Genomic DNA, 459 nt, shown 5'->3' on the forward strand with positions numbered 1-459 from the left:
CACATGCCGCCAGGCGGCGATAACACCGTGGCCATCCGCAACCCCCTGGGCTATACTGACACGGCCACCCCCGGTAGCGTCTCAGCCCTGGCCCGGCCAGTCTCCGTTATGGACGAGAGCAAGTCCGAAGTGGTGACCAACGCCGTGCAGATCGACGCGGCCATCAACCCGGGCAACTCGGGCGGCCCCACCTTCAATGGCGCCGGTCAGGTCATCGGCATCAACTCCTCCATAGCCTCCACCGCCTCATCCAGCTCCCAGGCCGGCTCGATCGGCATCGGCTTCGCCATCCCGTCCAACCTGGTCAAGCGGGTCTCCGACGAGATCATCGCCCACGGTTCCGCCAAGCACGTCAAGCTGGGTGTGACCATCAAGAGCGCCCAGGTCGAGGCTGATGGGGTGTCCCGTGGAGGCGCGCAGATCGTCAAGTCCGCCGGTGGTTCGGGTGTGGTCTCCGGC

Annotated in this window: 1 protein-coding gene; it reads left to right on the top strand. The window is 66.2% G+C overall.

The genetic code is table 11. From position 1 onward, the window contains the following. The coding region (locus CRD59_RS07615; RefSeq protein WP_127920982.1) for a S1C family serine protease at positions 1–459 on the top strand (459 nt) is incomplete at both ends.

The sequence above is a fragment of the Bifidobacterium xylocopae genome, from assembly GCF_003315615.1.
Lineage (GTDB): Bacteria > Actinomycetota > Actinomycetes > Actinomycetales > Bifidobacteriaceae > Bombiscardovia > Bombiscardovia xylocopae.